The sequence below is a fragment of the Kosakonia sp. S57 genome, assembly GCF_016516575.1.
In the GTDB taxonomy this organism is placed as follows: Bacteria; Pseudomonadota; Gammaproteobacteria; order Enterobacterales; family Enterobacteriaceae; genus Kosakonia; species Kosakonia cowanii.
Genome location: NZ_JACVUL010000002.1, coordinates 43804 through 58166, shown reverse-complemented (window position 1 = coordinate 58166; position 14363 = coordinate 43804). Strand labels below are relative to the sequence as shown.

Below are 14363 nucleotides of genomic sequence, written 5' to 3'. Positions count from 1 at the left end.
AGCTGACGGCCAAATCCGCGTCAGCAAATTTCCCTTAACGGACTGTAAAATGTGCAGTGCCTCAAAATTCTTAAATGCCAAATGAGAGATTTCTTGATCGTTGAGCAAAAAAGGTCAAGACTCCTTGAAACGTTTCAGCGTCATCGCATTGTCTCTGAACCACGGCGGTGACGTAACCTTTCTTATGTAAGCTGAAACGATTCAATTTCAGCGGGAGACGAGTCACATGTTCCAGTTATCCGTTCAGGACATCCATCCAGGCCAGCAGGCCGGTAATAAAGAAGAGGCCATCCGCCAGATCGCGGCGGCACTGACCGAAGCCGGCAACGTGGCTGAAGGCTACGTCAATGGCATGCTCGCACGCGAGCAGCAAACCTCCACCTTTCTTGGCAACGGCATCGCCATTCCGCACGGCACCACCGACACGCGCGACCAGGTGCTGAAAACCGGCGTCAAAGTGTTCCAGTTCCCGCAGGGTATTCTGTGGAGCGAAGGGCAGGTGGCTTACGTTGCTATCGGTATCGCCGCCAGCTCTGATGAACACCTCGGCCTGCTGCGTCAGCTAACGCACGTGCTGAGCGATGATGCTGTCGCCGCGCAGCTGCAATCCGCGACCACCGCTGAAGAGCTGCGTGCGTTGCTGATGGGCGAAAAGCAGAGCAGCGCGCTGAAGCTGGATAACGAAACCCTGTCGCTGGACGTCAACGCCAGCTCGCTGATGACGCTGCAGGCGCTGAACGCCGCGCGTCTGAAAGAGGCGGGCGCGGTAGACAACGTCTACGTCACCCGTGCTATTAACGAACAGCCGCTGAACCTCGGCCAGGGCATCTGGCTGAACGACAGCGCCGAGGGCAACCTGCTGAGCGCAGTGGCCGTCAGCCGTGCCGCCACGCCGTTTGACGTGGAAGGCGAAAACGCCGCCGTGCTGGTGAGCGTCGCGATGGCCGATGAGCAACCCGTTGCCGTGCTGAAGCGCCTGAGCGATCTGCTGCTGGCGAATAAAGCTGACCGTCTGCTGAATGCCGACGCCGCCACGCTGCTGGCGCTGCTGACCAGTGATGACGCGGTTGCGGACGATCTGCTCAGCGAAGAGTTTGTTATTCGTAACGAGCACGGCCTGCATGCCCGTCCGGGCACCATGCTGGTCAACACCATTAAACAGTTCAATAGCGAAATTACCGTCACCAACCTCGATGGTTCAGGCAAACCGGCAAATGGCCGCAGCCTGATGAAAGTGGTTGCGCTGGGAGTGAAGAAAGGACACCGCCTGCGCTTTACCGCACAGGGCGAAGATGCTGAACAGGCGCTGAAAGCGATTGGCGACGCCATCGCCGCGGGCCTGGGAGAGGGAGCGTAAATGAGCAGAAGAGTCGCAACAATTACATTAAACCCGGCCTACGATCTGGTGGGTTTCACCCCGGAAGTTGAGCGTGGCGAAGTCAACCTGGTGCGCACCACCGGGCTGCACGCCGCCGGTAAAGGGATCAACGTCGCCAAAGTGCTGAAAGATCTGGGCATCGACGTCACCGTAGGCGGTTTCCTCGGTAAAGATAACCAGGACGGTTTTCAGCAACTGTTCAGCGAGCTGGGCATTGCCAACCGTTTCCAGGTGGTGCAGGGGCGTACGCGCATCAACGTTAAGCTGACCGAGAAAGATGGTGAAGTGACCGACTTTAACTTCTCCGGTTTCGAAGTCACCCCGGCCGACTGGGAGCGTTTCGTCGCCGACTCGCTCACCTGGCTTGGCCAGTTTGATATGGTCTGCGTCAGCGGCAGCCTGCCGTCCGGCGTCAGCCCGGAAGCCTTTACCGACTGGATGACGCGCCTGCGCAGCCAGTGCCCGTGCATCATTTTCGACAGCAGCCGTGACGCGCTGGTTGCCGGGCTGAAAGCCGCACCGTGGTTAGTGAAACCTAACCGCCGCGAGCTGGAGATTTGGGCCGGTCGTAAACTGCCGGAATTGCAGGACGTTATTGAAGCCGCTCACGCGCTTCGCGAGCAGGGGATCGCCCACGTGGTGATTTCGCTGGGCGCAGAAGGGGCGCTGTGGGTCAACGCTTCGGGTGAATGGATCGCCAAACCGCCGTCAATGGAAGTGGTAAGCACCGTTGGCGCAGGGGATTCGATGGTTGGCGGCCTGATTTACGGCCTGCTGATGCGTGAGTCCAGTGAGCACACTTTACGCCTGGCCACCGCTGTCGCTGCACTGGCGGTCAGTCAGAGTAACGTAGGGATTACCGATCGTACCCAGTTAGCCGCGATGATGGCGCGCGTTGACTTAAAACCCTTTAACTAACAGCAGGAGAGGCATAATGAAAACGCTGCTGATCATCGACGCTGAACTCGGACAGGCCCGTGCCTATATGGCAAAAACCCTGCTGGGCGCGGCGGCGCAAAAAGCGAATCTGCAATTTGTTGATAACCCTGGCGACGCGGAACTGGCGATCGTGCTGGGTAGCCAGCTGCCGAACGACGCGGCGCTGAGCGGGAAGAAAGTCTGGCTGGGCGATATCAATCGCGCGGTCGCGCACCCGGAGCTGTTCCTGAGCGAAGCGAAGAACCACGCCGCGCCTTACAGCGCTCCGGCTGCTGCACCTGCGGCGGCGGCTCCGGCCGCTGGGCCGAAACGTATCGTGGCCGTGACCGCCTGTCCGACCGGCGTCGCGCACACCTTTATGGCGGCAGAAGCTATTGAAACCGAAGCGAAAAAACGCGGCTGGTGGGTGAAAGTTGAAACGCGTGGCTCCGTGGGCGCAGGCAATGCCATCACCCCGGAAGAGGTGGCGCAGGCGGATCTGGTTATCGTCGCGGCGGATATCGAAGTGGACCTGGCGAAGTTTGCCGGCAAACCGATGTACCGCACCTCGACGGGGCTGGCACTGAAGAAAACGGCGCAGGAGCTGGATAAAGCGGTAGCGGAAGCGAAGCCGTACCAGCCATCCAGCAAAGGGCAGTCTGAATCTTCAGAAGGTAAAAAAGAGAGCGCGGGCGCCTATCGTCACCTGCTGACCGGCGTCTCTTACATGCTGCCGATGGTGGTGGCGGGCGGTCTGCTGATCGCACTCTCCTTCGCCTTTGGTATTACCGCGTTTAAAGAAGAGGGCACGCTGGCGGCGGCGCTGATGAAGATCGGCGGCGGTACGGCGTTTGCGCTGATGGTGCCGGTACTGGCGGGCTTTATCGCCTTCTCGATTGCTGACCGTCCGGGTCTGACGCCGGGTCTGATCGGCGGTATGCTGGCGGTGAGCACCGGGTCTGGCTTTATCGGCGGTATCATTGCCGGTTTCCTTGCCGGTTACATCGCGAAAGCGATCAGCAAAGGCTTTAAGCTGCCGCCAAGTATGGAAGCGTTGAAACCGATTCTGATTATTCCGCTCTTCTCCAGCCTGATTGTTGGCCTGGCGATGATCTACCTTATCGGTACGCCGGTAGCGAAAATCCTCGCGGGTCTCACCTCATGGCTGCAAACCATGGGCACGGCGAACGCCGTTCTGCTGGGCGCAATCCTCGGTGGCATGATGTGTACCGATATGGGCGGTCCGGTGAACAAAGCGGCCTACGCCTTTGGTGTCGGGCTGCTGAGTACGCAAACCTACGCGCCGATGGCGGCGATTATGGCGGCCGGTATGGTGCCTCCGCTGGCGATGGGTCTGGCGACGCTGGTTGCACGCAACAAGTTCGACAAAGGTCAGCGTGAAGGGGGTAAAGCGGCGCTGGTGCTGGGTCTGTGTTTTATCTCTGAAGGCGCGATTCCGTTTGCGGCGCGCGATCCGATGCGTGTTATTCCGTGCTGTATCGCCGGTGGCGCGCTGACGGGTGCCATTTCGATGGCGATTGGCGCCAAACTGATGGCACCGCACGGTGGTCTGTTCGTGCTGCTGATCCCGGGTGCTATCACCCCGGTGCTCGGTTACCTGCTGGCGATCGTTGCCGGTACGCTGCTGTCGGGCCTGCTTTATGCCCTGCTGAAACGTCCGGAAACGGAGATGGCCGCGAAAGTTGCCTGAGCCGTAAAAACAGAAAAAGGCCGCTAAGCGGCCTTTTTTATGCCCGCAAAAGGGCAGATTTGCTTTTGTAGGCCTGATAAGCGCAGCGCCATCAGGCATCACGCCCTTGCCGGATGGCGGCTAGCGCCTTATCCGGCCTACGGTTTGCAGAGGATTTTGCTTTTGTAGGCCTGATAAGCGTAGCGCCATCAGGCATTGCGCCCTTGCCGGATGGCGGCGAATGCCTTATCCGGCCTACAGGTGGAGATGGTTTGGTGTTGTAGGCCTGATAAGCGCAGCGCCATCAGGCATCACGCCATTGCCGGATGGCGGCGAACGCCTTATCCGGCCTACAGGTGGATATGGTTTGGTGTTGTAGACCTGATAAGCGTAGCGCCATCAGGCGTTACGGCATTGCCGAATGGCGGCGAACGCCTTATCCGGCCTACGGGTAGGAATGGTTTGGTGTTGTAGGCCTGATAAGCGTAGCGCCATCAGGCATTGCGCCATTGCCGGATGGCGGCGAACGCCTTATCCGGCCTACGGTTCGCAGGGGATTATCCGGCGGTGGTTTCCGCGTACTGCTGCGCTTTCAACCACGCTATCTCTTCCACCCAGATATCCGGGTTAACGGTCTCGAGGATCAGCGGAATGCCGTCGAAGCGCGTGTCGCGCATAATCCAGCGAAACGCATCGTGGCCGATATTGCCTTCACCGAGGCTGTGATGGCGGTCAACCCGGCTGGCAAAGCCGCTTTTCGCATCATTCAGGTGCATCCCGCGCAGGTATTTAAAGCCCACCACGCGGTCAAACTCGGCAAAGGTGGCGGCGGTTGCCTCTTCGCTGCGCAGATCGTAACCGGCGGCAAACGCGTGACAGGTATCAATACAGACGCCGACGCGGGATTTATCCTCCACGCCCTCGATGATCGCCGCCAAATGCTCAAACCGGAAGCCGAGGTTGCTGCCCTGACCGGCGGTGTTCTCAATCACTGCGGTGACGCCTTCGGTCTGCGCCAGCGCAATGTTGATGGATTCGGCAATGCGCGCGAGGCACTTCTCTTCCGGGATCTGCTGCAGGTGGCTGCCGGGGTGGAAATTGAGCAGCGTCAGCCCAAGTTGCTGACAGCGGGAAAGCTCATCAATAAACGCCTCGCGGGATTTCTCCAGCGCCTCATCAACCGGATGACCGAGGTTAATCAGGTAGCTGTCGTGGGGCAGGATTTGCGCCGGGGAGTAGTTGTGCGCTTCGCACGCGGCTTTGAACGCATCAATCGTTTCCGTGGTTAACGGCGCGGCGCGCCATTGACGCTGATTTTTGGTAAACAGCGCGAACGCCGTTGCGTCCAGCTCGGCGGCGCGGATGGCCGCATTTGCGACGCCGCCTGAGGCGCTAACATGCGCACCAATGTATTTCATAAACACTCCTGTAAAGACCCGCCGGGGGAAAACCGACATCATAGCGGGTCTGCAGGGCAGAGATGTAGTGCTTTATGCCATCACCGTGTGAACCAGCAGATTGATAGCGCCACCGCCGACAATCAGCCAGATAAAGAGCAGCAGCCCCATCACCAGTGGTTTCGCCCCGGCGTTTTTCAGTGCACTGATATGAGTAGTCACGCCCAGCGCCGCCATGGCCATTGCCAGCAGCAGCGTATCCAGCGTGTTAAGCGTATTCACCGCTGCGGGCGGCAACAGGTGAAAGGAGTTAAATACCGCCACCGCCACAAAGCCTAAGGCAAACCACGGGATCGTCACCTTACTCTTCTCGTTACCCTCTTGCGGACTGAGCTGTTTCACCCGCGCAGCCAGCAGCAGTAAAAAGGGAGCCAGCATCATCACGCGCAGCATTTTGGCAATCACCGCCGCATTCTCTGCCTCCGGGCTGACGGCGTGACCGGCGGCGACCACTTGCGCCACTTCATGCACCGTCGATCCAATCCAGATGCCATAGGTTTGTGGGCTGAACCACGGCGCAAGCAGCGGCCATAGCGCCGGATAGATAAAGATCGCCAGCGTGCCGAAAATCACTACCGTGGCGATGGCAACGGTCACTTTGCTCGCCTCCGCTTTTACTACCGGCTCCGTTGCCAGCACCGCCGCCGCACCGCAGATACTGCTACCCGCGCCAATCAGCCAGCTGGTTTTTTTATCCAGCCCGAAAACTTTTTGCCCAAGAAAACAGGCCAGCATAAAGGTGCTGGAGAGGGTCAGCACATCGATCAGCACGCCGCTGACGCCGACGTCAGCAATCTGGGAAAAGGTCAAACGAAAGCCATAAAGAATAATGCCGAGCCGGAGCAGGTGCTGTTTGGCAAACAGCACGCCGCTGTCGCAGTGGCGATGCAGCGCCGGGTAGAGCGTATTGCCCAGCACCATACCGAGCAGGATCGCCAGCGTTAACGCGCTCAGGCCAAGGCCAGCAACGGCGGGCAGGGAACCCAGCCACAGCGCGGCTGCGGTAATCGCGCCGCTCAGCAGCAGGCCGGGCATAACGCGCCAGACGCGAGAGTGATGAGAGTGTAATGTGATGTCGGTCATAGCCTTCTCCTCTTGTTGCTGAAAAGGGTACGGCGCGCTGGCTTAAAGGTAAAATTGATTATATATTTATAATTAATCTTTATAAGTGGTAAGTGACTCCCTATGCACATAACCCTGCGCCAGCTTGAAGTGTTCGCGGAAGTGCTGAAAAGCGGCTCCACCACCCAGGCCTCCCAGCGTCTGGCGCTGTCGCAATCAGCGGTGAGCGCCGCGCTGACGGATCTGGAGGGGCAGCTTGGCGTGCAATTGTTTGATCGCGTCGGCAAACGGCTGGTGGTCAATGAGCACGGGCGGCTGCTCTACCCGCGCGCGCTGGCGGCGCTGGAGCAGGCAAGCGAAATCGAACAGCTGTTTCGCGAGGCCAACGGTGCCATCCGCGTCTTCGCCAGCAGCACCATCGGTAACTACATTCTGCCGGAGGTGATCGCCCATTACCGGCGTGATTTTCCCGAGCTGCCGCTGGAGTTAAGCGTCGGCAATAGCCAGGATGTGATCACCGCCGTGGCCGATTTTCGTGTTGATATCGGGCTTATCGAAGGGCCGTGCCATGCGGCGGAGATCATTGCTGAACCCTGGCTGGAGGATGAACTGGTGGTGTTTGCGCCGCCCTCGTCGGCGTTGTTGCAACGTGAGGTGACGCTGGAAGCCCTTGCCGCTGCACCGTGGATACTGCGCGAACGCGGCTCCGGTACCCGCGAAATCGTCGACTATCTACTGCTCTCACACCTGCCGCAGTTTCAGCTAGGCATGGAGCTTGGCAATTCCGAAGCGATCAAGCATGCGGTACGCCACGGGCTGGGCATCAGCTGCCTGTCGCGCCGGGTGATTGCCGAACAGCTGGAAACCGGCACGCTGATGGAAGTCCCGCTGCCGTTACCTCGCCTGGTGCGCACCCTGTGGCGCATTCATCACCGCCAGAAACATCTCTCCAGCGCGTTGACCCGCTTTATCCGCTACTGCGATATCTGATTGCACCATCAGCAGGCACCTGCACCGTTTTAGGGGTGCAGGCCTCCTCACGTTTCCCTGCACTCCCGCTGAATCAGGCACTGGCTTCGTTGGCACATTAGTTGCAAAAAGTGATTCAAAGAATCTTTTGTTTCATGGGCGATGAGGTGTTGAGATGAAAAAGTGGATGATGGCGACGGCCAGTGCAGCAGTAATGATGATCTATTCCGCCCAGGCGCTGGCGGATCAGTTGCAGGATATTCAACAGCGCGGCGTGCTGCGCGTGGCCGTCCCGCAGGATTTCCCGCCGTTTGGCTCAGTAGGCACCGATTTGCAGCCGCAGGGCTACGATATCGACATGGCCACCTATCTGGCGAAAGGGATGAAGGTGAAGCTGCAACTGGTGCCGGTCACCAGCGCAAACCGCGTGCCCTACCTGCAAACCAATAAAGTTGACCTGGTGATCTCAAGCCTCGGTAAAAACGCCGAGCGCGAGCGGGTAATCGATTTTAGCCGTGCCTATGCGCCGTTCTTCCTCGGCGTCTTTGGTCCGAAAGACGCAACCCTTGCCGATGCGAAAGCCCTGAGCGGCAAAACCATCGGCGTCACGCGCGGCGCGGTGGAGGATATGGTGCTGAGTGATATCGCGCCAAAAGATGCCCAGGTGAAGCGTTATGAAGATAACAACACCACGCTCTCGGCCTATCTCTCCGGCCAGGTTGCCTTCCTTGCCACGGGCAACGTGGTAGTGGCGGCCATTGCCCGCCAGAACCCGCAACACGCGCCGGTGAGCAAATTTATGCTCAAGGACTCTCCCTGTTTTATCGGCTTGATGAAAAACCAGCCGGCGCTGAAGGCCGAGGTCGATAAGCTGGTCGATCAGGCGCAGAAAGAGGGCACGCTGAACAACTTCTCGCAGAAGTGGATGCGGGCGCCGCTGCCCGCGAACTTTGGTGCATAAGCGATGACGGTGACGCTTGATTTCGCCGCGCTCTGGCCCTTCTGGCCGGAACTGCTGGCCGGATTGTGGACAACCATCACCCTGACGCTGCTGGCAACGGTAGGTGGCGTCGCGCTTGGCATCCTCGGCGCGGCGCTGCGCAGCGGCAAACCGGGCGTGCTGCGCACGCTGTGGGGGATCTATGTTGAGGTGATCCGCAATACGCCGTTTGTCGTGCAGCTCTTCTTTATTGTTTTTGGTTTGCCGGGGCTGGGGCTGAAGCTCACCGCCGGGCAGGCGGCGCTGATCGCCATGCTGATTAACCTTGGCGCCTACAGCACGGAGATTATCCGCGCGGGCATTCAGGTGACGCCAAAAGGGCAGTGGGAAGCGGCGCGCGTACTTGGCATGACAAAGGTTCAGACCTTCCTGCGCGTGGTGTTGCCGCCCGCACTGGCGCGGATCTACCCGGCGCTGGTCAGCCAGTGCGTGATGGTAATGCTCGGTTCGTCGGTAGTTTCGCAGGTCTCTTATGAGGAGCTGACGTTTATGGCGAACCTTATTCAGTCGCGCACCTTCTTAAGTTTTGAAGTCTATTTCGTCACCACGCTGATTTACCTCGCGCTCTCGTTGCTGATGCGCCAGGCGCTGCTGGCGATTGGGCGCAAATGGTTAGGGAGCAGAGCATGATGAGTACTTTTACCGACTGGGATATTGTGCGCAACCTGCTGCTGGCCGCCCGCTGGACGGTGCTGCTCTCGCTGATTGCCTTTTTCTGCGGCACGCTGGTCACCCTGCCGCTGCTGATGGTACGGCTTGGCCGCTGGCGCTGGCCGCAGCGTTTTGTCAGCGCCTATGCCGCGCTGTTTCAGGGCACGCCGCTGCTGATGCAGCTGTTCCTCGCCTTTTTTGGCCTCGGGCTGTTCGGTATTGATGTCAGCGCCTGGACTGCCGCCACGCTTGCTTTAACGCTGTTCACCAGCGCCTTTCTGCTCGATATCTGGTACGGATCGATTCGCGCCCTGCCGAAAGGGCAGTGGGAAGCCAGCCGCTGTCTCGGGCTGAGCTTTGGTCAGACGCTGTTTCGCGTTATCGCCCCGCAGGCGATCCGCATTGCCATTGCGCCGACGGTGGGGTTTTCCGTGCAGGTGGTGAAGGGCACGGCGCTGGCGTCAATTATCGGTTTTGTCGAGCTGACCAAGGCGGGCACCATGCTGAATAACGTCACCTTTGCGCCATTTAAGGTCTTCGGCCTCGTCGCCGCGGGCTACTTCCTGCTGTGTTATCCGCTGTCGCGCTACAGCCGCTATCTGGAGAAAAAGTTCCATGCCGCTCATCACCATTAATGATGTTCAGAAATATTATGGCGACAACCATGTGCTGAAGGGCGTAAGCCTGGATATTGAGATGGGCGAAGTGGTGTCGATTATCGGGCGCAGCGGCTCGGGCAAAAGCACGCTGTTGCGCTGCATGAACGGGCTTGAGGGCTACCAAGATGGCAGCATCAAACTCGGCGGTATGACGGTGACCGACCGTGAATCGCAGGCGCGGGAGATTAGCCGATCCGTCGGGATGGTGTTTCAGAGCTTCAACCTCTTTCCCCACATGACGGCGCTGGAAAATGTGATGCTGGCACCGCGCCGGGTGCTGAAAATGCCGGCTGAAGCCTGCCGCGAGCTGGCGGTGGAGATGCTGGAGAAAGTCGGGCTTGGCGATCGCATCGATTACGCGCCGTCGAGCCTCTCCGGCGGTCAGCAGCAGCGCGTTGCCATTGCCCGCGCGCTGGCGATGAAGCCGAAAGTGTTGCTCTGCGATGAGATCACCTCCGCGCTCGATCCCGAACTGGTCGGCGAAGTGCTGCGGGTGCTCGAAAAGCTTGCCGCAGAAGGGATGACGCTGATTCTGGTCACCCATGAGATGAATTTCGCCCGCGAAGTGGGCGATCGGGTGGTGTTCATGCATCAGGGCAAAGTGTGGGAGCAGGGGGCAAGTAAAACCTTCTTCAGCCAGCCGCGCACGCCTGAGTTACAGCAGTTTATCGCTTCGGTACGCGGTCTCGCCTGACCGCGCGTTTTCGCCTCGCAACATCCTCCATTCACTGCTTTACTTATAATTCGCGGCCAATTATGAAGGTCTCTAATAAGAGACCTTTTCCACCGGAAGGGCCGCGTTTCGTCTGCTACAATCGCGCCTCATTTTTTGGATGGATAGCTTTTTCTTATGGTTTCCGAAACAAAAACCACAGAAGCGACCACGCTTCGTCGTGCACTGAAAGCGCGTCATCTGACGATGATCGCAATTGGCGGCTCCATCGGGACCGGTCTTTTCGTCGCCTCCGGGGCGACCATCTCCTCAGCGGGGCCGGGCGGCGCGCTGCTCTCCTATATGCTGATTGGCCTGATGGTCTATTTCCTGATGACCAGCCTTGGCGAACTTGCCGCCTTTATGCCGGTTTCCGGCTCCTTTTCGACCTACGGGCAGAAATATGTCGAAGAGGGCTTCGGCTTCGCCCTCGGCTGGAACTACTGGTACAACTGGGCGGTAACCATCGCCGTTGACCTGGTGGCTTCCCAGCTGGTGATGACCTGGTGGTTCCCGGATACGCCGGGCTGGATCTGGAGCGCGCTCTTCCTGGTCGTCATCTTCCTGCTTAACTACATCTCGGTGAAAGGTTTTGGCGAGGCGGAATACTGGTTTTCGCTGATCAAAGTGACCACGGTGATCATCTTTATCATCGTCGGCGTGATGATGATTGTCGGCATTTTCCAGGGGGAAAAACCGGCGGGCTGGAGTAACTGGAGCATCGGCGACGCGCCGTTTGCCGGCGGTTTCTCGGCGATGATTGGCGTGGCGATGATTGTTGGCTTCTCCTTCCAGGGCACCGAGCTTATCGGTATCGCGGCTGGTGAATCCGAAGATCCGGAGAAGAACATTCCGCGCGCGGTGCGTCAGGTCTTCTGGCGAATCCTGCTCTTCTACGTCTTCGCGATTTTGATTATCAGCCTGATCATTCCCTATACCGATCCAAGCCTGCTGCGTAACGACGTGAAAGATATCAGCGTCAGCCCGTTCACGCTGGTGTTTGAACACGCCGGTCTGCTCTCAGCGGCGGCGGTGATGAATGCGGTGATCCTGACGGCGGTACTCTCGGCAGGCAACTCGGGGATGTATGCCTCCACCCGTATGCTCTACACGCTGGCCTGCGATGGCAAAGCGCCGCGCATCTTCGCCAAACTGTCGAAAGGCGGCGTGCCGCGCAATGCGCTGTATGCCACCACGGTGATTGCCGGTCTCTGCTTCCTGACCTCGATGTTTGGCAACCAGACCGTTTACCTGTGGCTGCTTAACACCTCCGGCATGACGGGCTTTATCGCCTGGCTGGGCATTGCCATCAGCCACTACCGTTTCCGCCGCGGTTATGTTGCGCAGGGCCATTCGCTGGATAACCTGCCGTACCGCTCCGGATTCTTCCCGATTGGTCCGATCTTCGCCTTTGTGCTCTGCCTGATTATTACCCTTGGGCAGAACTACCAGGCCTTCCTCGAAGACGCTATCGACTGGGGCGCAGTGACGGCGACCTATATCGGCATTCCGCTCTTCCTGGTGATCTGGCTGGGCTACAAGTTCAGCAAAGGGACGCGCTTTGTGCGCTACAGCGAGATGGAGTTCCCGGAACGCTTTACCAAATAACGACCTCTTTCACGCCCTCTGCCCAGAGGGCGTTTTTTTATCACTTTCTCCTCCCATTTACCCGCCCTCCTTTACATAACTTTAAGTTTGTGAAATTGATAATCATTCTCGTTTGCACTAAGGTAAGCGTCTGAAAAAAAAAGGAACCCGGCGGGATTCATGCGCCTGATGTTTCCACAATCTATAACGCTGCCGTCAATGTAACGGTGCGCGGTTTTGCAATACGTGAGCAAATTTTTCAATCTTTTTCAGACCTCATGGAGTTACGGAATGTTTACCTTGAATCCCATTATGCGGGGAGGCCTCTGTGCGTCCGCGTTAACGCTGGCGCTACCGGTGATGGCCGCCGCAGGGGAGGGTGAAACGCTGGTGGTGACCGCTTCGGCCAGCGAGCAGAACCTGAAAGATGCGCCCGCCAGCATCAGTGTCATCACGCAGCAGGATTTACAGCGCAGGCCGGTGCAAAACCTGAAAGATGTGCTGAAAGAGGTGCCCGGCGTGCAGAGGGGATAACCGCAAAGGTGTCAGCCTGCGCGGGCTGAACAGCAGCTACACCCTGATCCTGATTGATGGCAAGCGCGTCAACTCGCGCAATGCCGTCTTCCGCCACAACGATTTTGACCTCAACTGGATCCCGGTAGAAGCGATTGAGCGCATTGAAGTGGTGCGTGGCCCGATGTCGTCGCTATATGGCTCCGACGCCCTCGGCGGCGTGGTGAATATCATCACCAAAAAAATCGGCCAGCGCTGGAGCGGCTCAATCACCGCGGATACCACCATTCAGGCGCACCGCGATCGCGGCGATACGCAAAATGGCCAGTTCTACACCAGCGGGCCACTGATTGACGGCGTGCTCGGGCTGAAGGCCTTTGGCGGCGTGGCGAAGCGCGAAAAAGATCGGCAGCAGGCCTCGCAAACCGCCGCCAGCGGTGAGTCGCCGCGCATCGAGGGCTTTACCAGCCGCGATGGCAATGTTGAACTGGCCTGGACGCCAACCAAAGATCACGACTTTACCGCTGGTTACGGTTATGACCGCCAGGATCGCAACTCTGATTCACTGAATAAAAACCGCCTCGATCGCCAGAACTACTCGCTGGCGCACAACGGGCGCTGGGGCAGCGCCAATAGCGAGCTGCGCTTCTATGGCGAGAAGATCGATAACAAAAACCCCGGCAACGCCAGCGCCATCCGTTCAGAAAGTAATACCGTGGATGGCAAAGTGGTGCTGCCGCTCGGTGAGATCAATCAATTAGTGACGCTGGGTGGTGAATGGCGTCATGACAAACTCAGCGATCCCATTAACCTGACCGGCGGTAACAGCAGTAAAACCTCCTCCAGCCAGTACGCGCTGTTTATTGAAGATGAGTGGCGGATTATTGAACCGCTGGCGCTGACCACCGGCCTGCGCATGGATGACCATGAAACCTATGGCGATCACTGGAGCCCACGCGCCTACCTGGTGTGGAGTGCTACCGATACCATCACGGTGAAAGGGGGCTGGGCAACGGCCTTTAAAGCGCCGTCGCTGTTGCAGCTAAGCCCCGACTGGGCGAGCAACTCCTGTCGCGGCAGTTGCCGGATTGTCGGCAGCCCGGAGCTAAAACCGGAAACCAGCGAAAGCTTCGAACTGGGGCTTTACTACAGCGGCGAAGAGGGCTGGCTGGAGGGCGTGCAGGGGAGCGTTACTGCCTTCCAGAACAATATTGAGGATATGATCAATATCAGCCGTACTGCCAGCCTGACCGAAGCGCCGGGCTATCCGAACTTTGTCGGCTTTGAGCGTAACGCTCGTGGGGCGCGGGTACCGGTGTTCCGCTACTACAACGTTGATAAAGCGCGGATTCAGGGCGTCGAGATGGAGGTGAAAATCCCGTTCGATGAGGCGTGGAAACTAACGCTGAATTACACCTATAACGACGGGCGCAATCTGAGCGGCGGCGGCAATAAGCCGTTGCAGGATCTGCCGTTCCACACCGCTAACGGTACGCTGGACTGGCAGGCTAACGACGCGTGGTCGTTCTATGTCTCGGCGAACTACAGCGGCGAGAAACGCTCGGTTTCACAGGGCGCAACGCCGGGCGGATATGTTATCTGGAATGCGGGCGGTGCGTGGCAGGCGACGAAAAACGTCAAACTGCGCGCGGGCGTGCTTAACCTCGGCGATAAAGATCTTAGCCGGGATGACTACAGCTTTAACGAAGATGGACGTCGCTACTTTGCGGCGATTGATTACCGCTTCTGATGAGAGATCCCGGCGCG

The 14363-nt window shown here is 58.6% G+C and carries 11 protein-coding genes and 1 pseudogene; 10 read left to right on the top strand and 2 right to left on the bottom strand.

All coding sequences use genetic code 11. From position 1 onward, the window contains the following. The first annotated feature begins 226 nt into the window (after positions 1-226). From fruB to fruA, 3 genes are read left to right on the top strand one after another with little or no spacing between them, the layout of a single operon-like run. The gene (gene fruB, locus IAE48_RS02120) at positions 227-1357 is read left to right on the top strand and encodes a fused PTS fructose transporter subunit IIA/HPr protein (RefSeq protein WP_200133326.1); all 1131 of its coding nucleotides are present in this window, start codon (positions 227-229) and stop codon (positions 1355-1357) included. Next, positions 1358-2296, top strand: a complete 939-nt coding sequence (gene fruK / locus IAE48_RS02115; protein ID WP_023479738.1) for a 1-phosphofructokinase — start codon at positions 1358-1360, stop codon at positions 2294-2296. Positions 2297-2312: 16 nt separating this feature from the next. Further along, a complete protein-coding gene (gene fruA, locus IAE48_RS02110; protein WP_200133325.1) occupies positions 2313-4007 on the top strand; it encodes a PTS fructose transporter subunit IIBC in 1695 nt (564 codons plus the stop codon). 536 nt (positions 4008-4543) lie between these two features. On the opposite strand, the gene nfo is transcribed toward fruA, so the two are convergent. Beyond that, positions 4544-5404 (bottom strand): deoxyribonuclease IV, encoded by an 861-nt coding sequence (nfo, locus tag IAE48_RS02105; RefSeq protein ID WP_094421072.1) that lies wholly within the window; start codon positions 5402-5404, stop codon positions 4544-4546. A gap of 72 nt (positions 5405-5476) precedes the next feature. Beyond that, a complete protein-coding gene (locus IAE48_RS02100) occupies positions 5477-6526 on the bottom strand; it encodes a YeiH family putative sulfate export transporter (protein WP_200133324.1) in 1050 nt (349 codons plus the stop codon). A 102-nt stretch (positions 6527-6628) separates the two neighbouring features. Here IAE48_RS02100 and yieE point away from each other — a divergent pair, with 102 nt between their 5' ends. The 7 genes and pseudogenes from yieE to cirA all read left to right on the top strand — a co-directional run bounded on the left by yieE (position 6629) and on the right by cirA (position 14346). Further along, positions 6629-7495 carry a DNA-binding transcriptional regulator YeiE gene (yieE, locus tag IAE48_RS02095; protein ID WP_200133323.1) on the top strand — a complete coding sequence of 289 codons (867 nt, stop codon included), beginning with the start codon at positions 6629-6631 and terminating at the stop codon, positions 7493-7495. Between the two features lie 154 nt (positions 7496-7649). Then, positions 7650-8435 (top strand): transporter substrate-binding domain-containing protein, encoded by a 786-nt coding sequence (locus tag IAE48_RS02090; protein ID WP_200133322.1) that lies wholly within the window; start codon positions 7650-7652, stop codon positions 8433-8435. Between the two features lie 3 nt (positions 8436-8438). Continuing rightward, positions 8439-9104 carry an amino acid ABC transporter permease gene (locus tag IAE48_RS02085; protein ID WP_200133321.1) on the top strand — a complete coding sequence of 222 codons (666 nt, stop codon included), beginning with the start codon at positions 8439-8441 and terminating at the stop codon, positions 9102-9104. Further along, positions 9104-9760, top strand: coding sequence for an amino acid ABC transporter permease (locus IAE48_RS02080; protein WP_023479714.1), 657 nt, complete (start codon positions 9104-9106; stop codon positions 9758-9760). The genes IAE48_RS02085 and IAE48_RS02080 overlap by 1 nt, the downstream gene beginning before the upstream one ends. Further along, on the top strand, positions 9741-10478 hold the full coding sequence (locus IAE48_RS02075; RefSeq protein WP_124967808.1) for an amino acid ABC transporter ATP-binding protein: 738 nt from the start codon (positions 9741-9743) through the stop codon (positions 10476-10478). Before IAE48_RS02080 ends, IAE48_RS02075 begins: the two co-directional genes overlap by 20 nt. Positions 10479-10634: 156 nt before the next feature. Next, positions 10635-12104, top strand: a complete 1470-nt coding sequence (locus tag IAE48_RS02070; RefSeq protein WP_200133320.1) for an amino acid permease — start codon at positions 10635-10637, stop codon at positions 12102-12104. A 270-nt stretch (positions 12105-12374) separates the two neighbouring features. Beyond that, a pseudogene (gene cirA / locus IAE48_RS02065) lies at positions 12375-14346 on the top strand (catecholate siderophore receptor CirA). The last annotated feature ends 17 nt before the right edge of the window (positions 14347-14363 follow it).

Bases quoted from the DNA above. Each gene is read 5' to 3' on its own strand.
- IAE48_RS02080 (WP_023479714.1), top strand. From the start codon at position 9,104: ATGAGTACTTTTACCGACTGGGATATTGTGCGCAACCTGCTGCTGGCC.
- fruB (WP_200133326.1), top strand. From the start codon at position 227: ATGTTCCAGTTATCCGTTCAGGACATCCATCCAGGCCAGCAGGCCGGT.
- IAE48_RS02075 (WP_124967808.1), top strand. From the start codon at position 9,741: ATGCCGCTCATCACCATTAATGATGTTCAGAAATATTATGGCGACAAC.
- IAE48_RS02100 (WP_200133324.1), bottom strand. From the start codon at position 6,526: ATGACCGACATCACATTACACTCTCATCACTCTCGCGTCTGGCGCGTT.
- nfo (WP_094421072.1), bottom strand. From the start codon at position 5,404: ATGAAATACATTGGTGCGCATGTTAGCGCCTCAGGCGGCGTCGCAAAT.
- yieE (WP_200133323.1), top strand. From the start codon at position 6,629: ATGCACATAACCCTGCGCCAGCTTGAAGTGTTCGCGGAAGTGCTGAAA.
- fruK (WP_023479738.1), top strand. From the start codon at position 1,358: ATGAGCAGAAGAGTCGCAACAATTACATTAAACCCGGCCTACGATCTG.
- IAE48_RS02070 (WP_200133320.1), top strand. From the start codon at position 10,635: ATGGTTTCCGAAACAAAAACCACAGAAGCGACCACGCTTCGTCGTGCA.
- IAE48_RS02085 (WP_200133321.1), top strand. From the start codon at position 8,439: ATGACGGTGACGCTTGATTTCGCCGCGCTCTGGCCCTTCTGGCCGGAA.
- IAE48_RS02090 (WP_200133322.1), top strand. From the start codon at position 7,650: ATGAAAAAGTGGATGATGGCGACGGCCAGTGCAGCAGTAATGATGATC.
- fruA (WP_200133325.1), top strand. From the start codon at position 2,313: ATGAAAACGCTGCTGATCATCGACGCTGAACTCGGACAGGCCCGTGCC.